This is a genomic window from Stenotrophomonas sp. YJH_SMC_10 (assembly GCF_059371555.1).
In genome coordinates this window covers 14420-37365 of the sequence record NZ_JCAFUS010000003.1, presented here as the reverse complement: position 1 = coordinate 37365, position 22946 = coordinate 14420, and the positions used below count along the sequence as shown (strand labels likewise).

Genomic DNA, 22946 nt, shown 5'->3' with positions numbered 1-22946 from the left:
TGTAGAGTCGAGCCATGCTCGACTCAGGAGAAAGGCCGACGCGAAAGCGTCGGCCTTTCTCGTTACATCCCTGCGGCAGCCGTATTCTCAGGCAAGCCATTTCGATCAGGGCCGGCCGCATCGGCAACACAACGAACGGTGTGAGGCACGGGCTGCGACTTGACCCCATCCGCATCCAACACATGCGTCTCCCAGCCGAGCGTCCCCACGCTGTCGCGACCGCAGCTGAGTTGCATCCTGCTGGGCTGGTCAGGCGAATCGATGACCACCGTTCGTCCGCTGCAGCTCCACCCTGATGGGCACAGCGTATTGCGGGTGATCAGGCTGATCGGGAATTGCGGATTGCCCGCAAACGCGACGTCCACCTCGCGCGAGTCGCCGGATGGGACATCGACATCTGCGATCGGCTGCCCGGACAGCGGCTCACACGTCTTTCCCTTTGCCCACAGGCGATAGCCCTTCTCCACCCCTTTCATCGACGCCGAGCGGAAGACGGGGTCCTGCAGCGCCTTGGCATCATCCGGATTCGTGTGAAACGCCGTCTCTACGATGATCGATGGCATGTGCGCCTCTCGGTTCTCCCCCTTGTTCAGCGCGTGCGGAGCGGGAGCCACGGTGAATGCCGCATACTCAGGTAGCGAGTGAATCAGCTCCTTCATCGAGCACAGGACACTCTCTGCAAGAGCAGCATCCATCGGCCTACCAGGTTGCACGATCACACGAGTACCGCGCGCGGCCCCTGAGGGTTCTCCATTGCTGTGCAGATGAATCGCCACCTCAGCTCCGTGGTGGTTTGCGAGAAGCGGCCGACTGTTGATGTCTTCACGCTCCTCCCGATCCCAAAGCGTACTGCCTGCGTACGTGTTCCATATCTTCGTCTCGGCCGGATACTGCTCGGCAATCGCGTAGCGCGCAGCTATGGTCCACCACTCCTCACCACTCGGAGGATGAGTCGTTCCCGTGATCTGAACGCGCGGGCGGATGACAGGCATTTGGCTCCTTTGCTCGATCATCGCCTTCAGGTCCGCGGCGTACGACGGAGTCAACAGCCCCTCCGAGACGCCATTCCATTCATCCCTCGAGGTCACCCACCGGTTGTCCTTGTAGCTGTAGAAATACCCATGCCCGGCTGCGACAAACGCCATCCCGGACCCAGGCGTTCCACGCGTCCGCCGCAGCGCTTCCCCCGCTTCCCGCGCCGCATCGTCCGCAGCCTTTATCTCAGGAAAGTAGTATTCGATCTCTTTCCCGTCATACAGAAAAACGACACGACTGAACGGAGCCGCCTGCTCGGCCCAATGCAGTAGTCCAAAACTGATCTCGCTTCGCTGATCCTCGAACGACGGCCCGTAATCGGCAGGAAGGAAGACCCGATCCAGCGCCACGGTCACTACACCGTTGGCGATATCTGCTGATACCTCAACCCGGCGACTGCGCGCCTGGCCATCCACAAGACGAACGCGCTCCAGAATGTCGCGCGCCTTCTGGGTCAATAGGATGTCGAGCCCAGTGTCCTGCTCCACCGCACGAGGAGCGTCAACGGCCTGCGCGGGGCTGATCAACAGTCCGCCGCCCACAAGAGACAGCAGAACAGAAAGGGATCCAAGGCGAAGCTTCTGGTTCATTTTGGCTACTCCATGCAAAGAGTGAATGCACCGCTCCAGCGGCGCAGCTCACTCTGTCCTTTCGAATTCAGGCATTCCGCACCCAGCGCACACGGATGGAGAATTCAAATTTTCCTCACCTCCAACCGAAACAAACCAACCCAGCTCCGCCAACACCGTTCGCGATCCACCTGGCCTATCCTTGCCAACCATGCCCTCCACCCGCCTCCTCCACTCCCTTCAGTCCATTCCCGCCACCGACTGGGACGCCCTGCACGACGGCCAGAACCCGTTCGTCAGCCATGCCTTCCTCTCAGGCCTGGAACAGCACGGCTGCCTCCGCGAGGACTGGGGCTGGCAGCCCCGGCACTTCACGCTCTGGGAAGGCGACACCCTGATCGGCGCCATTCCGGGCTACCTGAAGACCAACTCCCACGGCGAATTCGTGTTCGACCATGCCTGGGCCAACGCCTATGCCCGGCATGGCCGCGACTACTACCCGAAGTGGCTGGGCGCGGTACCGTACTCGCCGGTCACCGGGCCGCGCCTGCTGGCCCGTCACGATTCAGATCGCGCCGCGTTGCTGTCGGTGTTGCGTGATGCGCTGCCGGCACTGGAGGTGTCATCGGCCCATATCAACTTCCACACCGCAGCGGACGAAGCGCTGTTCGGCGAGGACTGGCTGCTGCGCGAGGATGTGCAGTTCCAGTGGCAGAACCCCGGTGAGTGGGCAACGTTCGAGCAGTTCCTCGCCGCGATGGACCACAAGCACCGCAAGAACATCCGCCAGGAACGGGCCAAGGTCACCCGCCAGGGCATCACTTTCCGCGTGGTGCACGGCGACGAGGCCAGCCGCGCCGACCTGCAGGCGATGTACCGCTTCTACCTGCAGACCTTCCTGGAATACGGCAATGCCCCGGCGCTGACCGAGCCCTTCCTGCGCCATCTGGCGATCTCGCTCGGGCGTGGGCTGGTGCTGTTCCTGGCCGAGCAGGAAGGCCAGCCGATTGCCGGCGCACTTTGCCTGCGGGGTGGCAGCACTCTGTATGGCCGCTACTGGGGCGGGGCCACCCTGCCCGGCCTGCATTTCGAAGCCTGTTACTACCAGGGCATCGAGTACTGCCTGCGCGAAGGCCTGAGCCGTTTCGAGCCGGGCGCGCAGGGCGAGCACAAGCTGGCGCGCGGCTTCCTGCCGACCCTGGTGCGCAGCCGGCACTGGGTGGCGGACGCGGACTTCGCCGAAGCGCTGCAGGACTGGTGCCGGCAGGAGCGGCGCGATGTGCGCCGATACCGGCAGGAGCTGCTGGGCCACAGCCCATTTCGCGCGGACGGGTGACCTGCCAACCAAGGTTTGGCATCTACCGCGGCATTCGCGCGGGGCCGCGACGAATACAATGCCGGCATGACCCGCCAGCTGCCCTGGCGCCTGGCCGATGCGCCGGACGCCCCCTTCCCCCCGGCCGAGACCGCCCTGCGCCAGCCCGACGGCCTGCTCGCCGTGGGCGGCGACCTGCACCCGGCGCGCCTGCTCAACGCGTATGCAGGCGGCATCTTTCCGTGGTTCAGCGAGGGCGAACCGATCCTGTGGTGGTCGCCTGACCCGCGCATGGTGTTCCGCACCGATGGCGTGCACCTGTCCAGCCGCTTCCGCCGCCAGCTACGTGGCTGCGACTGGGAGGTCACTGCCGACACCGCGTTTGGCCAGGTGATGCGCGCCTGCGCCGCCGCGCCGCGGCCCGGCCAGGACGGCACCTGGATCAGCCCGGCCATGATCGAGGCCTACAGCCAGCTGCACGACCTCGGGTTTGCCCACTCGTTCGAGGTCTGGGACCGGCAGACGCTGGTCGGCGGCATCTACGGTGTGGCGATCGGTACCGTGTTTTTCGGCGAGAGCATGTTCAGCGGTGCCAGCGGGGGCTCCAAGATCGCGCTGGCCGCGTTGGCGGCCACGCTTGCCGGCTGGGGCTGGCCGCTGATCGATGCCCAGGTGGAGAATCCACACCTGCTGCGGATGGGCGCCACGCATCTGCCGCGCGCGGCGTTTCTGGATCACGTGCGCCAGGCGGTGCGCGACAAGGGCCGTGAAGGCCCGTGGACGCAGGCGGTGGGACGCCTGCCGGCTCGGCGTTTGGCCGGGGGTTAACACAAACTTTGCAAGCTGGGCCGGTCACGCGTAAAATACTGCGCCTTAGGCCCAGCGTGGCCGTTTTCTGAACCGCACAGGACTACATGTCGAAAGACGATTCCATCGAGTTCGAGGGCACCGTCAGCGAGACGCTGCCGAACACCACTTTCCGCGTTCGTCTGGAAAATGGGCACGAGATCATTGCCCATATCTCCGGCCGCATGCGCAAGAACTACATCCGCATCCTCACCGGTGACCGGGTCAAGGTTGAAATGACCCCGTACGACCTGACCAAGGGTCGTATCACCTACCGCATGAAGTAAGCGGTCGGCGCCTGGCGCCACGTCGACAAGGCCAGCCCTGGTTGCTGGCCTTTTGTCATGCCTGCCATCCGGCCCTGCCGGAGGTCATCGTGACCGAACTCACCGTGACGTCGGTCAGCCCTGCTTGCGGCAGATTCGCATCTGCATCCGCGGCGGCATCGTAGGAACCGATCCAGTCCGGATCGCCATCCCCTGCCCCGCCATGAACATGCCCTCGCTGACCGCCCTGCTCATCGCCCTCGTCGCGTCCGCCAGCGCGCTGCCTGCGCGCGCCGCCGATACCCCCCCTGCGGCGAACGCCGCTGACTGCATCCAACTGGGCGGCGACCAGCAACTGGTGCGCGCCGGCGCCTCGCGCAACATCCTGCTACGCAATGGCCAGGACCACTATGTCGTGCATTTCCAGGACGACTGCTCCGCTGCGGCCCATTCGCGCAAGCTGAGCTTCTTCACCGATGGCCAGCAGGGCCTGCTGTGCGCCGCCGGGCGCAGCCAGCTGCGCACCGACGCCAACCGCTGCACCGTGGCGCAGGTCGAACCGATCGACGAGGCCACCTTCAAGAAGAAAGCCCGCCAGCGCAGCCGCTGACGTCGCGTACAACAAGGGCGGCCGAAGCCGCCCTTGTCATGTCAGGTCCGTCGAAACCGGACGGAGGTCAGCTCACTCCACCGTGACCGGCAGCAAGCGCTCCGGTTCGGCCTGCGTCTCGACTACCAGTTCGTCGTCGCGCACATCGATGCTCACCTTGCCGCCATTGACCAGCTTGCCGAACAGCAGCTCGTCGGCCAGCGGCCGCTTGATCTTGTCCTGGATCACGCGGGCCATCGGGCGGGCACCCATCAGCGGGTCGAAGCCGTGGTGGGCCAGCCAGTCGCGCGCGGTCGGCGTGGCCGACAGGCTGACGTGCTTGTCCTGCAGCAGCATCTCCAGCTCGATCAGGAACTTGTCGACCACGCGCAGGATGTGCTCGAAGCCCAACGCCTGGAACTGCACCACCGCATCGAGGCGGTTGCGGAATTCCGGGGTGAAGCTGCGGCGGATGGTCTCCATCGCGTCGGTGGCATGGTCCTGCTTGGTGAAGCCGATCGAACGCCGCGAGGCCTGCGCCGCGCCAGCATTGGTGGTCATCACCAGCACCACGTTCTTGAAGTTGGCCTCGCGACCATTGGTATCGGTCAGCACGCCGCGGTCCATCACCTGCAGCAGGATGTTGAAGATGTCCGGATGCGCCTTCTCGATCTCGTCCAGCAGCAGCACGCAGTGCGGCGTCTTGACGATCTTCTCGGTCAGCAGGCCGCCCTGGTCGAAGCCGACATAGCCCGGAGGGGCACCGATCAGGCGGCTGATCGAATGCGGCTCCATGTACTCGGACATGTCGAAGCGGACCAGCTCGATGCCCAGCTGCAGCGCCAGCTGCTTGGTCACCTCGGTCTTGCCGACACCGGTCGGCCCGGCGAACAGGAAGTTGCCAATCGGCTTTTCCGGATTGCCCAGGCCCGAGCGGGCCAGCTTGATCGCCGAGGACAGCGTCTCGATGGCCGGGTCCTGGCCGAAGATCACCATCTTCAGGTTGCGCTCCAGGTGCTGCAGCACGTCCTTGTCGGTGGCACTGACCTGCTTGGTCGGGATGCGCGCCATCTTGGCCACGATCGCCTCCACTTCCTCGACGTCGATCAGCTCCTTGCGCTGGCCTTCCGGCAGCAGGCGCTGGCGGGCACCGGCCTCGTCGATCACGTCGATGGCCTTGTCCGGCAGCAGGCGGTCGCCGATGTGCTTCACCGACAGGTCCACCGCCGCCTGCAGCGCTTCGTCCGAATAGGTCACACCGTGGTGCAGCTCGTACTTGGACTTCAGTCCCTGCAGGATCTCGTAGGTCTCGCCCACGGTCGGCTCGACGATGTCGATCTTCTGGAAGCGGCGGGCCAGCGCCCGGTCCTTCTCGAAGATGCCGCGGTATTCCTGGAAGGTGGTCGAGCCGATGCAGCGCAGCTCGCCGGAGGCCAGCGCCGGCTTGATCAGGTTGGACGCATCCATGGTGCCGCCCGAGGCCGAGCCGGCACCGATGATGGTGTGGATCTCGTCGATGAACAGCACCGCGTTGGGCACCTTCTTCAGTGCGGTCAGCACGCTCTTCAGGCGCTTCTCGAAGTCGCCACGGTACTTGGTGCCGGCCACCAGCGCGCCCAGGTCGAGCGAGTAGATCACCGCGTCGGCCAGCACTTCGGGTACCGAGCCCTCCACGATGCGGCGGGCCAGGCCCTCGGCGATGGCGGTCTTGCCCACGCCGGCCTCACCCACGTACAGCGGGTTGTTCTTGCGACGGCGGCACAGGACCTGGATCGTGCGCTCGATCTCGTCGGCGCGGCCGACCAGCGGATCGATGCGGCCGGACCGCGCCTGTTCGTTGAGGTTGCTGGCAAATTCGGTCAGTGCATCGCCCTTCGGCTCGCCCTCCCCGCCCTCCATGCGGCCCTCGCCCTCGGAGGAGGAGGACGGCTGCTCGCCTTCCTCGCCCAGCTTGGCGATGCCGTGGGACAGGTAATTGACCACATCCAGCCGGGTCACATCCTGCTGGTTGAGGTAATAGACGGCGTGGGAGTCCTTTTCGCCGAAGATGGCGACCAGCACGTTGGCGCCGGTGACCTCCTTCTTGCCCGAGGACTGCACGTGGTACACGGCCCGCTGCAGCACCCGCTGGAAACCCAGTGTCGGCTGGGTATCGCGGCCGTCATCTTCGGCCAGGCGGGACACGGAGGCCTCGATGGCCTGCTCCAGCTCCTGGCGCAGGCGTTCGGCGTCGGCACCACAGGCCTTCAGTACGGCCTGGGCAGACGGGTTGTCGAGCAGTGCCAACAGCAGGTGTTCGACCGTCATGAACTCATGCCGGGCCTCACGGGCGCGCTTGTAGCACTGGCCGATGGTGTGTTCGAGGTCTTTGCTGAACATGGATTACTCCGGCGGCAGATGGGAACAATATGCGGCCTGACTACGCGATTTCCATCACCCTAGCGGATTGCTGCGTTCAGATGGCGTTAGCACTGCAGATCGCTTGATCTTCATTCACTCCAGGATCGTACAACCGGCATGAGCGAACCCTACCTGAGCCGCTGGCGATTGCGGCGTGATGGCCCGGCCATCCGTACGCCCCACGCCCGGCTCTGGCCGGTGCTGACCGCCGGCGGCGAGCCGGCGATGCTGAAGATTGCCGGCGAAACCGAGGAGCAGAACGGCCATCGCCTGCTGCGCTGGTGGGACGGCGATGGCGCTGCCCGGCTGCTGGCCCACGAGGGGCCGGCGATCCTGATCGAGCGCGCCAGCGGTCAGTCGCTGCGGCAACGCTCGATCGATGGCGCCGATGACGCCTGCACCACGATCCTGTGCCAGGTCCTGCAGCGGTTGCACCGGCCACGGAGCGCGCCGCCTGCAGACCTGGTCTGCCTGCGTAGATGGTTCGCCGACCTGCTGCAGCCAAGGGCCGCGCTGCCGCCACTGCTGGAACAGTGCAGATCACTGGCAGAAGGGGTGTTGCAGGAAGAACGGGAGATCCGGCCGCTGCACGGCGACCTGCACCATGACAACGTGCTGGATTTTGGTGCGCGCGGCTGGCTGGCGATCGATCCGAAACGGCTGCTGGGTGACCGCGCGTTCGACTACACGACGCTGTTCAGCAATCCGGATCTGTGCGGCCCGGGCATCCACGTGGCCACGCGGCCGGAGCGGTTTGCCGCCCGACTGGAACAGGTCAGCGCGCTGGCTGGGCTGGAACGGGCGCGCCTGCTGCGCTGGATCGCCGCCAGCGCGGCACTGTCGGCCGTGTGGTTCCAGGACGATGGCGACCCCGCCGACATCGACGAGGCGGTGGCGCGGATGGCACTGGAGGCGCTGGCGGAGAGGTGAGACCCGCGCTTGGCAGGTGCGCACCTTGGTGGGCACACCCATCCGGGATCGATGTGCCCGGACGAGAATCGGCAGCCGGTCAGGCCTTTTCCATCGTGCACAGCAGCGGGTGCTGGTTCATCCTCGAATACTCGTTGACCTGGGCAACCTTGGTCTCGGCGACCTCGCGGGTGAACACCCCGCAGACGCCGCGGCCGCGGGTATGGACGTGCAGCATCACCTGCGTGGCCTTGTCCAGGTCCATGCTGAAGAACTGCTGCAGTACATCCACCACGAAATCCATCGGGGTGTAGTCGTCGTTGAGCAGCATCACCTGGTAGAACGGCGGCGGCGCCACTTCCGGGCGCGCGGGCTCCACGGCAACGCCGTGCTCGTGATGGGAATCGGGGGGGGACTCATGGGGCATCCCCCCATTATAGAGGTTGCACCGCGCCTGCGTCGGCGCGCCGTGGATTGGACGGCACGCACGCCCAACGTCACAATTGCAGCTTCTTTCAACACTGTTTCACAGGATCTTCATGAAAAGGACCCTTCTGCCCGCCCTGCTGATCACCCTGGCCGCTGCCGGTGCTGCCACCGCCGCACCCCAGGCCGACAAGTCCGTGGCCCGCCACCTGGACAAGCTGGGTTACACCTACGAGGTCGACGAGGATGGCGACTACCGCATGGTCTTCGACGTCGAGGGTGACCGCACCCAGATGGTCTACGTGCGCTCGGCGGTGGAAGACTTCGGCAGCCACAACATCCGCGAGATCTGGTCGCCGGCCTACAGTGCCAAGACCAAGCAGTTCCCGGTGGCCGTGGCCAACCGCCTGCTGGAAGATTCGCAGGACGCCAAGATGGGCGGCTGGGTGAAGCAGGACACCACCGCCATGTTCGTGGTGAAGATCGACGCCGATGCCACCCCCGACCAGCTCAGCGACGCCATCGATGCGGCCATCCGCACCGCCGACGCGATGGAGCTGGAACTGACCAAGAAGGACGAGTTCTGAGTTGAACGCCACGCCGGACCCGCGCTGGGCACCGCACGCCACCGTCGCCACGGTGGTGGTCGACGGCGGCCGCGTGCTGCTGGTTGAAGAGACCATCGACGGCCGCCCGGTGCTCAACCAGCCGGCCGGCCACCTCGAGCCGGGCGAAAGCCTGGCCGAGGCTGCCCTGCGCGAGACCCGCGAGGAAACCGGCTGGACCGTGCAGCTGACCCACTTCATCGGCTGCTACCAGTGGACCGCCGGCGACGGCACTGCCTTCCTGCGCTTCTGCTATGCGGCGCGCCCGGTCTCGCACGACCCGGCGCAGCCGTTGGACACCGGCATCGACCGTGCACTGTGGCTGACCCCGGCCGAGCTGCAGGCCGCCGGCGCGCGCCAGCGCAGCCCGTTGGTATGGCAGGTGGTGGCCGATTACCTGGGTGGCCAGCGCCATCCGCTTTCACTGGTCCGGGAGGTCGCATGAGCACTCCGCGCGTGATGGTGGGCGTGTCCGGTGGCGTCGATTCCTCGGTCGCCGCCTGGCGCCTGGTCCAGCAGGGCGAGGCCGTGGCCGGCCTGTTCATGCAGAACTGGGCCGACGACGGCAGCGGTGACTGCCGCGCCGAGGACGACCGCCGCGATGCGGTGGCGGTCTGCGGCCTGCTCGGCATCCCGTTCCACTTCCGCGACTTCTCCAGCGAGTACTGGCAGGGCGTGTTCGAGCACTTCCTGGCCGAGTATGCGGCCGGCCGCACGCCGAACCCGGACGTGCTGTGCAACCGCGAAGTGAAGTTCAAGCATTTCCTGGATGCTGCCCGCGAGCTGGGCGCCGAGCGCATCGCCACCGGCCACTATGCCCGGGTGACCCAGCGCGGCCACCAGTGGCTGCTGCTGCGCGGCGCCGACCGTTCCAAGGACCAGAGCTACTTCCTGCACCAGCTGGGCCAGGAGCAGCTGGCGGCCACCCTGTTCCCGATCGGCGACCTGGAAAAGAGCGACCTGCGCCGGATCGCGCGCGACGTTGGCCTGCCGACCCACGCCAAGAAGGATTCCACCGGCATCTGCTTCATCGGTGAGCGCGATTTCCGCGAGTTCCTTGGACGCTATTTGCCGGCCAAGCCGGGCCAGATCCTCGACCCGGCCGACGGCAGCGTGATTGCCGAGCATCCGGGCGTGTTCTATTTCACGCTGGGCCAGCGCGAGGGTCTCAACATCGGCGGCGTGCGTGGCCGCCCGGCTGCACCGTGGTATGTGGTCGGCAAGGATGTGGCCAGCAACGTGCTGTATGTGGACCAGGACCGCGACAGCCCGTGGATGCTGTCCGGGCGCCTGCGTTCGGAACGCGCGCACTGGATCGCCGGCGCGCCGCCGGCGCGGCACTTCGAATGTACTGCCCAGACCCGTTACCGCCAGCCCGATGAGCCCTGCACGGTGCAGGTGCTGGACGACGGCAGCGTGCTGGTCACCTTCGCGCGCCCGCAGCGCGCCGTTACCCCCGGTCAATCGTTGGTGCTGTATGACGGTGATGTGTGCCTGGGTGGCGCGGTGATCGCCGCCACCGATGCGCCGCTGGAAGAGCGCCTGCGCACCACCCCCTCCCCTTTTGAGGTAATCGCTGCATGAGTTTCACTGTCGACGACCGCGTCCTGGCCCTGGCCGGCATTGCCCAGGCCCTGCAGCAGGTCCGCCGCATCGCCGATACCGGCCATTCCGACGCCGCCGCCGTACGCACCGCCGTGGACAGCGTGTTCCGCGTGGATGCGTCCTCGCCGCAGGCGGTGTTCGGTGACCGCCATGCATTGAAGGCGGGGCTGCGCCTGCTGCACAACTACTTCCGCAGCCAGGGCCAGGACCCGATCCTGCCCAAGCTGGCCCTGTCGGTGCTGCAGCTGGAGCGCCGCTTCGTGCAGGACGGGGCGACCGTGAACAAGGTCGCCTCGGGCATCGAGCGCGCCCAGCGCCAGGCCGCCGAACTGGGTGACAGCGGTCACCCGGACGTGCTCGCCAGCCTGGGCGGCCTGTACGCCGACACCATCAGCCACCTCAAGCCGCGGGTGATGGTCCAGGGCAACCCGCACTACCTGGGCCAGGCCGGCGTGGTGGCGGAGATCCGCGCCCTGCTGCTGGCCGCGGTGCGCGCGGCGGTGCTGTGGCGGCAGCTGGGTGGCAGCTACTGGGATTTCCTGTTCGGGCGAAAGGCGATGATCGAGGCCGTGGACCGCCTGCTGGCCTGAGGGTGTGGGGTCAGAGCCCTTTTCCATGGAAAAGGGATCCGACCCCGTTGCTGCCTGCCCAAGGGGTCGGATCCCTTTCCGACACGGAAAGGGCTCCGACCCCGAGGCCGCCAGGGCGCCGGAAAACCGGCGCATTCAGAATGCACTTCGAGGCACATCGACGTTAAAGAGAAAGGGGGTACGGCCGATACATCCTCCGTGCACCTCCCGAGAACGTCCATGTACTCACGCATTTTCATCCGTCTGGCCGCCCCCCTGGCTCTGACCCTGCTGCTCCCCTTCGCCATCGGTTTCGAATGGCCGGCCGCCCTGCGCTGGGCGATCCTGACCACGATGACGCTGAGCTGGCTCGGCTTTGCGTGGTGGACCACCCGCGCCCAGGCACATCGTTCCCCCGAGCACGCCCGTGTCCTGCGCGAACAGGACCAGCTGCTGACCGAGCTGCGCAACTTCGTCGGCAACGAGATCGACGGTTCGCGTGGCGAAGTGGAACGCGCCCGTGACCTGATCCGCCAGGCCGTCTCCAGCCTCGGCGGCAGCTTCGATGCGATGAACCGCAAGTCGCGCCAACAGAGCCAGGCCCTGTCGCGCATCGTCGACCGCGCCGGCGATGAAGGCAATGCCGGCCTCGACGTCGCCCGTTTCGCCCAGCACGCCAGCCATCGCATGGAACAGCTGGTGGAAGCGCTGGAACAGGTCAGCGGCCAGAGCAGCACCACCGTGCAGCACATCGACCAGATGGCGCAGCACCTGGATGGCATCTTCGCGTTGCTGGAAGACGTCAAGTCGATCGCCGACCAGACCAACCTGCTGGCGCTGAACGCGGCCATCGAAGCGGCGCGTGCCGGTGAAGCCGGTCGTGGCTTCGCCGTGGTCGCCGACGAAGTGCGCAACCTGTCCGAACGCTCGACCACCTTCAACGAGCAGATCCGCAAGCTGGCGCACAGCTCCAAGGACGCCATTGCCAAGGTGCGCGAGACGGTCTCGCACATGGCCTCGCGTGACATGGACCGCTCCCGCGAAGCGCGCCAGGAAGCGGCGGCGATGCTCGACAATGTCGCGCAGATCAATGCCTCGCTCGGCGACGGCATGCGCGAAGTGTCCGAGTGCGCCCGTGCGATCGATGGCAGCGTGGCCGAAGCCGTGCGCGCCCTGCAGTTCGAAGACATCGCCACCCAGGCCCTGGGCGGCGTGCACACCCACCTCGACCGTCTGACCGCCATCAATCGCGAAGCGGTGGCCCTGCAGGAGCTGCTGCACCGCAACGGCGGCGTGTTCGACGAAGAGATTGCCAGCGCCCTGCAGCGCACCGGCAACCGCCTGCGCGAGCTGCGCAGCGAATGGGAACGCCCGCCGCACAAGCCGGTCGCCCAGCAGAGCATGGGCGCCGGCACCGTCGAGCTGTTCTGATCCTGATGTCCGCTGCCCTCGCCGGCAGCCCGCAAGGCCCCGGTTCGCCCGGGGCCTTTGCCTGTGACCCGCCGTTGGATGCATCCTGTACGCGCACCATGACCCTGATCCGCGCCCTGCCCGCCCTCACCGACACCGAGCGCCCGCGCAACGCGAGCGTGCGTGAGCAGTTGCAGCAGCTGGAAGACGTCGCCCGCGAGGAACTGCTCGAACTGCAGCACCTGGCCGATGCGCGCCCCGCCCCCTCCCGAGCCGACGATGAACTGCTGGGCCTGGCATGGGACCTCGGGCTGGATGGCGAAGCCCTGAAGTAGATCCGCGTCCTGCGTGGATGGCCGTCGCGCATGGCATGATCCACCGGTCCCGTTCATGGAAGACCGATGGCCATCGCCCTGATCGCAGTACTCCTGATCGAAACGGTCCTTCTGATGGCCTGGGTGGCCGGCTATTTCAGCTGGGGCATCACCCTGTTCAACGAACGCATTGCGGCGTCACCGGCCATGCAGGCCCGCCTCTCGCTGGGCAGCCTGGAACGTGACCTGCCACACGACAAGTGGTTGCGACTGGCCTTCCATGCGCTGCCCGATGGCAGCATGGCGTTCCGCGAGAGCTTCGCGCCGAGCTTCGGCCTGCGCTACTTCCCGGTGATGCGCGGTCGCATCGTACTCAACGCGCGACGGCACGAGGTGCGGGTGACGGGCCTGTGCAGCTGGTTCGTGGCGATCCTGTCGCTGCTGCTGTTGCCGCTGGTGGCGATGCGCCCGATGGTGGCGCCGATGCTGCTGGTACTGCCGCTGTTCCTGGCCAGCTACCTGGTCCAGAAGCGGCGCTATGCGGCCGTCGTCGAGGCCCTGCGCATGCAGTTGAAGGCGGAGTTTCCCAGGTAGGGCCACGCCGTGCGTGGATGGTCGCGCGCCCGCGCATCCGTGCCGACCGACGGCCGGCACCCACCGGAGCCGGGCGCACCAGAGTCAGGCCACACCGGGCCGGCATCTGCCAGCGCAGATCGTCAGCGCACCAGCACCGCTTCGCCGCTGGCGTCGGTGCGCATCGGCGCCGGGCGCTGCTGGCGCAGCCACTGCGCCAGATCGCGCGGGCTGAGCGGGCGCGAGTACAGGTAGCCCTGGATCTCGTCGCAGCCCTGGCGGCGCAGCATGTCTTCTTCCTGGTGGGTTTCCACGCCTTCGGCCACCACCTTCATGCCCAGCGCGTGGCCCAGGTGGACGATGGCCTGGGTGACTTCGGCCGTGCCCGAATCATGCAGCATCCCCTGCACGAAACTGCGGTCGATCTTCAGGCGCCCCACCGGGAAGCGATTGAGGTAATTGAGGTTGGAGAAGCCGGTGCCGAAGTCGTCCACCGCCAGCGGCACGCCGTGCCGCTCCAGCACGTCGAAGCAGTGGCGCAGGATGTCGGTGTCACGGATCAGCGCCGACTCGGTCAGCTCCAGTTCCAGCCGTTGCGGCGGCCAGCCATGGGCATGGCAGATCTCGATCACGCGCTCGGCGAAGCCGCGATCCCGTAGCTGCACCGCCGACACATTGACCGCGATGCGATCAAAGTGCAGTCCGGCACGATCCCACGCGGTTGCCTGGCGGCAGGCCTCGTTCAGCACCCAGTCGCCGATGCGCACGATCTCGCCGCACTTTTCGGCAATGGGAATGAACTCGGCCGGGCTGCAGTAGCCGATGCCGGGTCGGTGCCAGCGCAACAGTGCCTCGATCGCCGGTGGCTCGCCGTGGTGGGCGTGCAGCAGCGGCTGGTAGGCCAGGCTGAACTCGTCGCGCTCGATCGCCCCATGCAGGGCATGCTCGACGTCCAGCCGACGCTGGATGCGGGCCAGCGCGTCCTGGCTGTAGTACTGGTAGGTATTGCGCCCGGCTTCCTTGGCCGCATACATCGCGGCGTCGGCCGCGCGCAGCAGTGAGTCGAAATCGGTCTGCGCATCGCCCAGCATGGCGATGCCGACACTGGCGCCGACCTTCAACGTGGTCTCGCCACGGCGCAGCGGCTCGGCCAACGAGGCGATCAGCTTGCGTGCCACGTGACCGGCGTCCTCCGGCTCGGCCAGGTCACGCAGCACCACGATGAATTCGTCGCCACTGAAGCGGCCGAACAGGTCGTTGTTGCGCAGGTTCTGGTGCAGCCGGGTGGCGGCGGCCTTCAGCAGCGCATCGCCGGTGGCGTGGCCGAAGCTGTCGTTGATGGTCTTGAAGCCGTCCAGGTCGATGAACAGCATCGCCAGCGAGGTCCCGCGATCGCGCGCTTCCTCGATGGCCTCGGCAGTCTGCTCGCCGAGCAGCACGCGATTGGGCAGGCCGGTCAGCAGATCGTAGTGGGCCAGCAGTTCGATGCGCTCGTTGGCTTCACGCTCGCGGGTGATGTCACGGAACAGGACGACGAACCGCGGCGGCAGGCCGTCACGGCGGTCCAGTTCGATCAGCACCTGCACCCAAACGCGCAGGCCGGACTGGCGGTAGAAGCACAGGTCCAGCTGTTCGGGCAGGCCGCCGTTGGCGATACGGGCGAGCGCCGCCTCGAACGCGTTGCGCGAGTCCTCGGTGTACAGCGCCAGCGCCTGGTCGAGGGTGATCGGTTCCTTGCGCAGGCCATGGATGCGGTAGCACTCCTCGGTCCATTGCATGCTGCGGGTCTGCACTTCGATCTCGCAGCCGCCGATGCGGCCCAGCGCGGAAACCCGGTTCAGCAGTTCGGTGCGCCAGCGGATCAACGCATCGGTCTGGTGCTGTTCGGTGATGTTCTGTACCTGGCCAAGCAGTCGCTTGGGTTGCCCATCCATATCCAGCAGCGGCTGCATCCACAGCCGCAGGTGCTGCGAAGGCTCATGGCCGCGGGTCAGCTCCAGCTCGAGGTTGGCAGCCCGGCCATCGCGCCACAACCGCCGCCATGCCGCGCGCAGCGCGCCGCGGGAGCGTGGATGCAGCTGCTTCAGCCAGCGCCGCTGGCCCGGAACGGCGCCCTGCTCCAGGGCCAGCAGCGAACGCAGTTCCGGCGACCACCAGAAATGCCCGCTGTTGGGATCAAACGACCAGCTCCCCATGCTGGCGATGCGCTGGGCCTCGCTCAGGTGCAGCTGCTGTTCCTGCAGCAGCGATTCGAGCTGCTTCTGCTGCTCGATATCGGTATGCGTGCCGACCATGCGCAGGGGCTGACCATCGGCGGTGCGGGCGACCACGCGGCCGCGATCGAGCACCCAACGCCACTGGCCATCGGCCTGGCGGAAACGGAACTGTGCGCTGTACTGCTCGCTGTGCCCGCGCAGGTGCTCGTCGAGCGCGGCACGCACCTGCACGATGTCCTCGCCGTGCACGTGTGCCAGCATGCCGGTCGCAGCATCCTCGCCGAGCGCGGGCGTGCGTGTGACGCGGTCACCGGGAATGTCCCAGTCCCACAGGCTGTGGCCGGCACTGTCCAGCGCCAGCTCCCAGCGCCCGCCCCCGTCCACCGGCACCGGCTCGGGGATGCTCAGGGTGAAGGCCAGCAGGTTGCCGGCGCCGTCGTGCACCGCACGCAGGTGGCCGTCGTAGTGCCCGCGCGGGCCTCCCGGCAGCGTGCAGGCGACGATGCCGCCATCGGCGGCCATCAGGCGCAGATCTTCCAGCATCGGCGCATAGGCCGCCACGGTGGCCGGCAGGCCATGCTCGCGCGCGGCCGGATTGGCCGCCAGCGGGCGCCCGGCACGGTCGACGATGACCAGCGCCGACGCAAGCGGGTGCTGCAGCAGGCTGGCGATGATCCCTTGGTCCACGCGATCTTGCTCCGGATGACACGCCCGTCAGCGGGGCACGCAGTGGTTAACGGCGCCTGCGGCGGATAATTGAGTGGTCACGGCACGCTGCGGGGTAAGATGACCGGCGCCCCTGTCACCCGCCCCGCCCATGCCCGCAGACCCCACCGGCAACGCCCCTGTTCCCGACCCGCGGATGGCGCAGGCGCTGAGCCGTGACCGGCGGCGGGTGGTGCTGAGTTACCTGGTGATGGCGCTGGCCTGGATGATCTCCACCGACAGCGTGGTCCAGGCATTGGTGCCCGATCCGCAGCGGGCGGCGCTGTGGCAGGGCCTGAAGGGTTCGTTCTTCGCCCTGGCCAGCGCAGGCCTGCTGTATCTGCTGCTGCGGCCGCTGGCCGAACACGTGCTGCACACCCATGCCCGCCAGCAGGCCTCGGAGCTGCGCCTGCGCCAGATGTTCGAGGGCAACCCCGGCCCGATCCTGGTCTATGACCTGGACACGCTGGCGATCCTCGATGCCAATCCCGCCGCCTGCAGCGCGTTCGGCTGGGACCGTGACGAACTGCTGGAGCAGACCATCGATGCGCTGTGGCCACCGGGCCAGGACCAGGCGCTGCAGACCAAGCTGGAGGCGATCCGCGAGGCGCCCGAGGCGTTGTGCATCCTGCGCGCGCAGCTGCAGCTGCGCGATGGCTCGCTGCGGCACATGGAACTGCGCTCCAACGCCATCAGCTACGACGGCCACAACGCCCGCCTGCTGATCGCCATCGACCGCACTGCCGAGGACCTGGCCCAGCTGCGTCGCGACCAGGCGCTGGCACGGGTGGAGGAAGCCCACGAACTGGCTCGCATCGGCGCCTGGGAACTGGACCCGTCCACCGGGCTGGGCCGCTATTCCAACCAGGTCTATCGCCTGCTCGGCCGGCGCCCGCCCGAGGCCCGGCGCTGGCACCGCTTCGACGAACTGCTGGTCCCGGCCGACCCGGCCACCGCCACCCAGACCGAACAGCTGCTGGCCGAGCTGTGCTGCGGCGAGCCGGTGCAGGTGGACGTGCTGCTGCCGCTGCTGTCGATGGACGGGCGCGCGCTGATGGTGCACCTGCGCGCGGCCAGTGGCGTCGATGAAGCCGGTCGCAGCCGCGTGCTGGGCACGCTGCAGGACGTGACCGAGCGCGAGCAGTCGCGGCGCCTGCTGCGCGAGCGCGAGGAGCAGTTCCGCGAGCTGGTGCGGGTGCTGCCCGACGGCGTGGTGATCCTGTCCGACGAACATGTGCTGTACGCCAATGCCTGGGCCGCCGGCCTGTTCGGCTATGGCAGCCATACCCTGCTGGGCGAGCCGTTGTCGGCACTGGTTGCTGCCGCAGACCTGCCGCGGGTGCGCAGCCAGCTGCGCGCCGGCCAGCCCCACCTGGGGCCGGGCCACAGCAGCGTGGTGGCGATGCAGCGTGCCGACGGCCGCAGCTTCCACGCCGGCCTGGCGGTGGGCGAAGTGCGCTACGGCGGCCGCGACTGCAAGCTGCTGATCGTGCGCGACCTGAGCGATTCCGAACGCACGCGCAGCGCGCTGGAAACCAGCAACCGCGAACTGCAGGCGATGGCCGGGCGACTGTTCTCGCTGCAGGAGGACGAGCGGCGCGCGATCTCGCGCGACCTGCACGATGACATCGGCCAGGCCATCACCGCGATCAAGCTGTCCGCGCACGCGGCGCAGGACGAGGATGATCCGCAGCGTCGCGGCGAGGATCTGGCGCAGATCGTCAGCCTGGCCGACACCACTGTGGCCAAGCTGCGCGACATCTCGACCCTGCTCCGTCCACCGCAACTGGATGCACTGGGCCTGGAGGCGGCGCTGAGCTGGCAGGCGCGGGTGCTGTTCCGCTCTTCGCCGGTGGAGCTGCTGGCCGAGATCGAACCGCTGCCGCATCGCCCGGACAACAGCATCGAACAGGCCTGCTTCCGCATTGCCCAGGAAAGCCTGACCAACGCGCTGCGCCATGCGCGCGCCAGCCAGGTCCTGCTGCAGCTGCGCGATGTCGGCCAGCGCGGCCTGCACCTGCAGATCCGCGACGATGGCGAGGGCTTCGATCCGGATGGCCCGCGCGGCCTCGGCCTGATCGTGATGCGCGAGCGCGCGCAGAGCGTCGGCGGCCACGTGCGGATCGAGTCCGCGCATGGCGAAGGCACCCTGGTCGACGTCCATCTTCCCTACCAGGCGGCCTGCATGGCCGCCGTCGATTCACCGGAATACTGAGCCTATGTGGAATTCCAACCTGCCCCCGGTCAGCATCGATGATGCTCCCGACCGCCTTGGCGCCGGCAACCCCGAGCTGCAGGCGATGGTTGCCGAGGCGGCCTCCGGCGGCATCGCGCTGATGTTGATGCACGTGGACATCGACCACTTCGCATCGGTCAACGAGAACATGAGCGCCGAAGTGGGCGACCAGGCGCTGGTGCTGGTGGCCCAGCGCCTGCAGTCCTACCTGCGTGGGCGCGGCAAGCTGTGGCGGCATGGCAGCGACGAGTTCCTGATCGCCGTGCCACGCACCGACGACGTGCCGCTGCCGGAGGATTTCGCCGAGGAGATCCGCCAGCAGATGGAACTGCCGCTGTCGGTGCTGCCGTACACGCTGTTCATGACCGGCAAGCTGGGCGTGAGCCTGTGCCCGGAGCACGCCAGCAGCGCCTCGCGCCTGCTCGACCATGCCGAGGATGCGCTGTACCAGGCCGCCCGCGAAGGCGGCAATGCCGTGCGCATCCATGCGGTGGATACCCCGCCGAGCGCGCACAGCGAGAGCATCATCGCGCGCCAGATCGTCGACGCCATTCCCAATGGCGAATTGAAGCTGCGCTACCAGCCGCTGGTGAGCGCCCGCGACGGCCACGTGGTCGGCATGGAGGCGCTGCTGCGCTGGCAGTCGCCGACCCTGGGCATGCTGGTGCCGGAGCGGTTCATGCGCACCGCCGAGCGCCTGGGCATCATCGTGCAGATCGGCACGTGGGTGCTGGAAGGCGCGCTGAAGCAGGCCCGGCTGTGGCGCGACCAGGGCTTTGATGACTTCACCATCGCAGTGAACGTGTCCACGTTGCAGCTGCTGCGGCCGAACTTCTTCGCCGAGGTGATGTCCCTGCTGCAGGCCGCTGGCGTGCCGGCGCACATGCTGACGCTGGAGATCAACGAAAGCGCGCTGACCAACAACGTCAATTTCGTCCATGAGACGCTGGCCAACCTGCGCAACGAAGGCATCAGCCTGAGCCTGGACAACTTCGGTACCGGCGACTCCAGCCTGAGCGCGCTGGTGCGCTACCCGGTGGACAAGCTGAAGATCGACCGCAGCTTCATCAAGAGCGCGCCGGCCGGTAACCGCGAGGCGGCCATTGCCCGCGCGATCATCGCGATGGGCCACCAGCTGGGCATGACGGTGATCGCCAACGGCGTGGAATCGCAGGCCCAGCTGGGCTTCCTGCGCCGCAACGACTGCGACGTGTTCCAGGGCTACCTGTTCGGCGAGCCGATGTCGGCCGATGCCGCCGGCATGACCCTGCGCCGCCGCTACCTGCGCCCGGAAGCCTTCGCCGAAACGCGCCCGGACCGGACGCTGCTGCTGCTGGATGACGAGGAAAACGTGCTGCGCTCGCTGGTGCGCCTGTTCCGCCGCGACGGCTACCGCATCCTGGCGGCGGGCAACGTGCGTGATGCGTTCGACCTGCTGGCGATCAACGACGTGCAGGTGATCCTGTCCGACCAGCGCATGAGCGACATGAGCGGCACCGAGTTCCTGGGCCGGGTGAAGATGCTGTACCCGGATACGATCCGCCTGGTGCTGTCGGGCTACACCGATCTGAACACGGTGACCGATGCGATCAACCGCGGTGCGATCTATCGCTTCCTGACCAAGCCATGGAACGACGACGAGTTGCGCAAGCACATCCACCAGGCGTTCCGCACGTACGAGGAACAGCGCCGCAGCAATGCCGGGCCGGTGCAGGTGGAAAGCGGAGACGGCGGTGAGGATCGCCCGCCGCGGTGACGATTCCGCCGGGTAGAGCCGGCCGCTGGCCGGCTGCTCTGGGTGTCCGGTTCCAATGAGGTTGCCGGCCAGCCGATTGGTCCTGGTAGAGCCGGCCGCTGGCCGGCTGCTTTGGGGTGTCCGGTTCGATGAGGTTGCCGGCCAGCGGCCGGCACCACCGATTGACCCCGGTAGAGCCGGCCGCTGGCCGGCTGCTCTGGGTGTCCGGTTCAATGAGGTTGCCGGCCAGCGGCCGGCACTACCGATTGGTCCTGGTAGAGCCGGCCGCTGGCCGGCTGCTCTGGGTGCCCGGTTCGATGAGGTTGCCGGCCAGCGGCCGGCACTACCGATTGGCCCCGGTGGAGCCGGCCGCTGGCCGGCTGCTCTTGGGTGTCCGGTTCGATGAGGTTGCCGGCCAGCGGCCGGCACTACCGTCGATTGGCCCAGGTAGAGCCGGCCGCTGGCCGGCTGCTCTGGGTGTCCGATTCCCATGAGGTTGCCGGCCAGCGGCCGGCACTACCGATTGGCCCTGGGTAGAGCCGGCCGCTGGCCGGCTGCTCTGGGTGCCCGGTTCGATGAGGTTGCCGGCCAGCGGCCGGCACTACCGGAAGCGGTCAGCGCGGCTGCTTGATCGGCAGTACGACGCGGAAGCGCGAACCCACGCCCGGGGTGCTGTCCAGGTCGATGCGGCCATGGTGCTTGTTGATGATGCTGTAGGAAATCGACAGGCCCAGGCCCGTGCCACTGCCCACCGGCTTGGTGGTGAAGAACGGATCGAAGATGCGCTGGCGCAGTTCCGGCGAGATGCCACCGCCGGTATCTTCGAACTCGACCCACACGTGATCGCCCTCGACGCCGGTGCGCACCGTGATCGTGCCGCGTTCGGCGATGGCATGGCCGGCGTTGAGCAGCAGGTTCATGTAGACCTGGTTCAACTCCGACGGCAGGCACTCCACCAGCGGCAGCTGTCCGAACTCGCGCACCAGGGTGACCTTGTACTTGAGTTCGTTCCAGATGATGTTGATGGTCGACTCGAGGCCGGCGTGCAGGTCGACCAGCTTCCACGACTCGTCGCGGCCAGAGTACGAGAAGTCCTTCAGGTCACGCACGATGCGTGTCACCCGCTCGATGCCCTCACGGGATTCGGCCATCAGCTGCGGCAGATCGCGGCTGATGAAATCGATGTCCAGGCGGTCACGGATATCGTCGATTTCCGGGATCAGCGCCTTCGGGTCCGGCGCGCGCAGGGCGCGCTCGTAGGCTTCGATCACGGTGAACAGGCTGCGCAGGTATTCCTGCAGGCTGCCCAGGTTGGAGTGCACGTAGCCGATCGGGTTGTTGATCTCGTGCGCGACGCCGGCGGCCAGCTGGCCGATCGACGCCATCTTCTCCGACTGCAGCAGCTTTTCCTGGGTGCCATTGAGGCGCAGGTAGGCCTGGCGCAGCTCGGCGTGGCGCTGCTGCAGTTCGCGTTCGTAATCTTCCTGGCCCTCGATGTGGCGGAACAGGGCCAGGAAATGCCCTTCGCCGACCGGGCCGTGGTGGTACAGGTGGGCAATGACCACGCCCTCGCCCAGCGGCAGGCTGCCATTCCAGTGGCCATGCTGGCGTGCATGTTCCAGCGCATCGGGGGGCAGCAGTTCGCGCAGGCGCTGCGGCGGCGGCAGGCCACCGTGCTCGCCACTGGCCAGCAGGTTCTGCGCGGCCGGGTTGGCCAGGGCCACCTGCCCGTCTTCAGTGAACAGCAGCAGGCCCTCGCGCAGGCGCTCAAGCAGGGCCTGCAGCACCGGCTGCGGCGGGAGGGGGGCGGTAACCAGGGCGTTGGCAGCGGACACGGCGACTCGGGCGTTCGAACAGGCGCCCAATATACGCGGTCACGCAGCGGGGTTCAGCCCGCAGGGAAGCAGTGTGGAATCGCCGTCGCGTCAGGCGACGGCGAGCGGCCGGCCGATGCTGACCGTGTGCGACTGGCCCTTGGCGTCGTAGGCCGAGGCGTCTTCGGTGCGGCCGAGCTGGCGCAGTGCCCAGTTCACTTCGCGGCGGCGGCGCGCCAGCAGCACGCCGTTGGCGCGGTTGCGCTCGGCCAGCTCCTGCAGCTGTTCGCCCTCGCCCACCGGCGGCGCGCCTTCCAGCGCACGCAGCGCTTCCAGCTTGGCACCGGTGGCACGGATCAGGGCGTGCACGTCGTGCTCGACCAGGGCCTGGCGCTCAACGTCCAGGGCCTGGGCGAGACGCTGCAGCGGCTCGCTCATCGCCGCAGTCATCCGCGCAGCTGCTGGTCCAGATCGAGCATGCGCGATGCGATCGCGTCCGGATTGATCTTGTAGGTGCCGTTCTGCAGCGACTCGCGCACGGCCGCCACGCGCTGGGCGTCGATCGCCGGGGCGGTGGTCAGCTCACGCTCGATCGCCTGCAGGTTGGTGGCCTCGCCGGTCAGGCGCAGGCTGTCGGCCGCCTCGACCGGGCGTGCCGCCGCATCGGTGCTGACACCGGGCTTGGGGGCCGGGGTCGTCACGCTGCGCAGGGCCTGGGGGACCTGCAGGTTGCCGTCGATTTTCTGGCTCATGGGGTGTCCTGGAGTTGCCGTTCACAAGGGATAACGGCCGCAGGGCCGTGATCTTTA

Annotated in this window: 21 protein-coding genes; 14 read left to right on the top strand and 7 right to left on the bottom strand. The window is 67.4% G+C overall.

The window, feature by feature from the left end; translation table 11 throughout:
- Window positions 1-62 precede the first annotated feature (62 nt).
- Window positions 63-1625 carry an N-acetylmuramoyl-L-alanine amidase family protein gene (locus AC5P9C_RS05820; RefSeq protein WP_343542757.1) on the bottom strand — a complete coding sequence of 521 codons (1563 nt, stop codon included), beginning with the start codon at window positions 1623-1625 and terminating at the stop codon, window positions 63-65.
- A gap of 190 nt (window positions 1626-1815) precedes the next feature.
- Between AC5P9C_RS05820 and AC5P9C_RS05815 the strand changes: the two genes are divergently transcribed.
- The 4 genes from AC5P9C_RS05815 (at window position 1816) to AC5P9C_RS05800 (ending at window position 4641) form a co-directional block, all read left to right on the top strand.
- The gene (locus tag AC5P9C_RS05815; protein ID WP_103282378.1) at window positions 1816-2940 is read left to right on the top strand and encodes a GNAT family N-acetyltransferase; all 1125 of its coding nucleotides are present in this window, start codon (window positions 1816-1818) and stop codon (window positions 2938-2940) included.
- Between the two features lie 66 nt (window positions 2941-3006).
- Complete coding sequence (gene aat, locus AC5P9C_RS05810; RefSeq protein WP_074725097.1) at window positions 3007-3747, top strand: leucyl/phenylalanyl-tRNA--protein transferase; 741 nt, start codon at window positions 3007-3009, stop codon at window positions 3745-3747.
- 86 nt (window positions 3748-3833) lie between these two features.
- Entirely contained in the window at window positions 3834-4052 is a 219-nt protein-coding gene (gene infA / locus AC5P9C_RS05805) for a translation initiation factor IF-1 (protein WP_005409596.1), read from the top strand.
- A 202-nt stretch (window positions 4053-4254) separates the two neighbouring features.
- Complete coding sequence (locus AC5P9C_RS05800; protein WP_312581078.1) at window positions 4255-4641, top strand: hypothetical protein; 387 nt, start codon at window positions 4255-4257, stop codon at window positions 4639-4641.
- Window positions 4642-4713: 72 nt separating this feature from the next.
- Here the strand turns inward: AC5P9C_RS05800 and clpA are convergent, their stop codons facing one another.
- Window positions 4714-6999 carry an ATP-dependent Clp protease ATP-binding subunit ClpA gene (clpA, locus tag AC5P9C_RS05795; RefSeq protein ID WP_049467738.1) on the bottom strand — a complete coding sequence of 762 codons (2286 nt, stop codon included), beginning with the start codon at window positions 6997-6999 and terminating at the stop codon, window positions 4714-4716.
- Between the two features lie 138 nt (window positions 7000-7137).
- On the opposite strand from clpA, the gene AC5P9C_RS05790 reads away from it, so the two are divergent.
- Window positions 7138-7950, top strand: coding sequence for an APH(6) family putative aminoglycoside O-phosphotransferase (locus AC5P9C_RS05790; protein ID WP_414614965.1), 813 nt, complete (start codon window positions 7138-7140; stop codon window positions 7948-7950).
- A 79-nt stretch (window positions 7951-8029) separates the two neighbouring features.
- Here the strand turns inward: AC5P9C_RS05790 and clpS are convergent, their stop codons facing one another.
- Entirely contained in the window at window positions 8030-8356 is a 327-nt protein-coding gene (gene clpS, locus AC5P9C_RS05785; protein ID WP_414614964.1) for an ATP-dependent Clp protease adapter ClpS, read from the bottom strand.
- 112 nt (window positions 8357-8468) lie between these two features.
- Here clpS and AC5P9C_RS05780 point away from each other — a divergent pair, with 112 nt between their 5' ends.
- The 7 genes from AC5P9C_RS05780 to AC5P9C_RS05750 all read left to right on the top strand — a co-directional run bounded on the left by AC5P9C_RS05780 (window position 8469) and on the right by AC5P9C_RS05750 (window position 13452).
- Window positions 8469-8942, top strand: a complete 474-nt coding sequence (locus tag AC5P9C_RS05780; protein WP_049467743.1) for a hypothetical protein — start codon at window positions 8469-8471, stop codon at window positions 8940-8942.
- A gap of 1 nt (window position 8943) precedes the next feature.
- Entirely contained in the window at window positions 8944-9405 is a 462-nt protein-coding gene (locus AC5P9C_RS05775) for an NUDIX hydrolase (protein ID WP_049467746.1), read from the top strand.
- Entirely contained in the window at window positions 9402-10544 is a 1143-nt protein-coding gene (gene mnmA, locus AC5P9C_RS05770; RefSeq protein WP_103282381.1) for a tRNA 2-thiouridine(34) synthase MnmA, read from the top strand. Before AC5P9C_RS05775 ends, mnmA begins: the two co-directional genes overlap by 4 nt.
- Complete coding sequence (gene hflD / locus AC5P9C_RS05765) at window positions 10541-11155, top strand: high frequency lysogenization protein HflD (protein WP_049467751.1); 615 nt, start codon at window positions 10541-10543, stop codon at window positions 11153-11155. Before mnmA ends, hflD begins: the two co-directional genes overlap by 4 nt.
- A 219-nt stretch (window positions 11156-11374) precedes the next feature.
- Window positions 11375-12565, top strand: a complete 1191-nt coding sequence (locus AC5P9C_RS05760) for a methyl-accepting chemotaxis protein (protein ID WP_014647075.1) — start codon at window positions 11375-11377, stop codon at window positions 12563-12565.
- A gap of 98 nt (window positions 12566-12663) precedes the next feature.
- The gene (locus AC5P9C_RS05755) at window positions 12664-12879 is read left to right on the top strand and encodes a hypothetical protein (RefSeq protein WP_053463201.1); all 216 of its coding nucleotides are present in this window, start codon (window positions 12664-12666) and stop codon (window positions 12877-12879) included.
- Window positions 12880-12945: 66 nt separating this feature from the next.
- Complete coding sequence (locus tag AC5P9C_RS05750; protein WP_329852943.1) at window positions 12946-13452, top strand: hypothetical protein; 507 nt, start codon at window positions 12946-12948, stop codon at window positions 13450-13452.
- A 122-nt stretch (window positions 13453-13574) separates the two neighbouring features.
- Here AC5P9C_RS05750 and AC5P9C_RS05745 read toward each other — a convergent pair whose 3' ends face one another.
- Window positions 13575-16334 carry a bifunctional diguanylate cyclase/phosphodiesterase gene (locus tag AC5P9C_RS05745; protein ID WP_414614963.1) on the bottom strand — a complete coding sequence of 920 codons (2760 nt, stop codon included), beginning with the start codon at window positions 16332-16334 and terminating at the stop codon, window positions 13575-13577.
- A 130-nt stretch (window positions 16335-16464) separates the two neighbouring features.
- Between AC5P9C_RS05745 and AC5P9C_RS05740 the strand changes: the two genes are divergently transcribed.
- Together AC5P9C_RS05740 and AC5P9C_RS05735 are read left to right on the top strand one after the other, a co-directional pair.
- On the top strand, window positions 16465-18567 hold the full coding sequence (locus tag AC5P9C_RS05740; RefSeq protein ID WP_343543392.1) for a sensor histidine kinase: 2103 nt from the start codon (window positions 16465-16467) through the stop codon (window positions 18565-18567).
- Between the two features lie 4 nt (window positions 18568-18571).
- Entirely contained in the window at window positions 18572-20344 is a 1773-nt protein-coding gene (locus AC5P9C_RS05735; RefSeq protein WP_049467766.1) for an EAL domain-containing protein, read from the top strand.
- Between the two features lie 593 nt (window positions 20345-20937).
- On the opposite strand, the gene AC5P9C_RS05730 is transcribed toward AC5P9C_RS05735, so the two are convergent.
- The 3 genes from AC5P9C_RS05730 to flgM form a co-directional block, all read right to left on the bottom strand.
- Window positions 20938-22158, bottom strand: a complete 1221-nt coding sequence (locus AC5P9C_RS05730) for an ATP-binding protein (RefSeq protein ID WP_049467822.1) — start codon at window positions 22156-22158, stop codon at window positions 20938-20940.
- A gap of 90 nt (window positions 22159-22248) precedes the next feature.
- Entirely contained in the window at window positions 22249-22587 is a 339-nt protein-coding gene (locus AC5P9C_RS05725; RefSeq protein ID WP_049467768.1) for a flagella protein, read from the bottom strand.
- The gene (flgM, locus tag AC5P9C_RS05720) at window positions 22584-22889 is read right to left on the bottom strand and encodes a flagellar biosynthesis anti-sigma factor FlgM (protein ID WP_074725091.1); all 306 of its coding nucleotides are present in this window, start codon (window positions 22887-22889) and stop codon (window positions 22584-22586) included. Before flgM ends, AC5P9C_RS05725 begins: the two co-directional genes overlap by 4 nt.
- Between the last annotated feature and the right edge of the window lie 57 nt (window positions 22890-22946).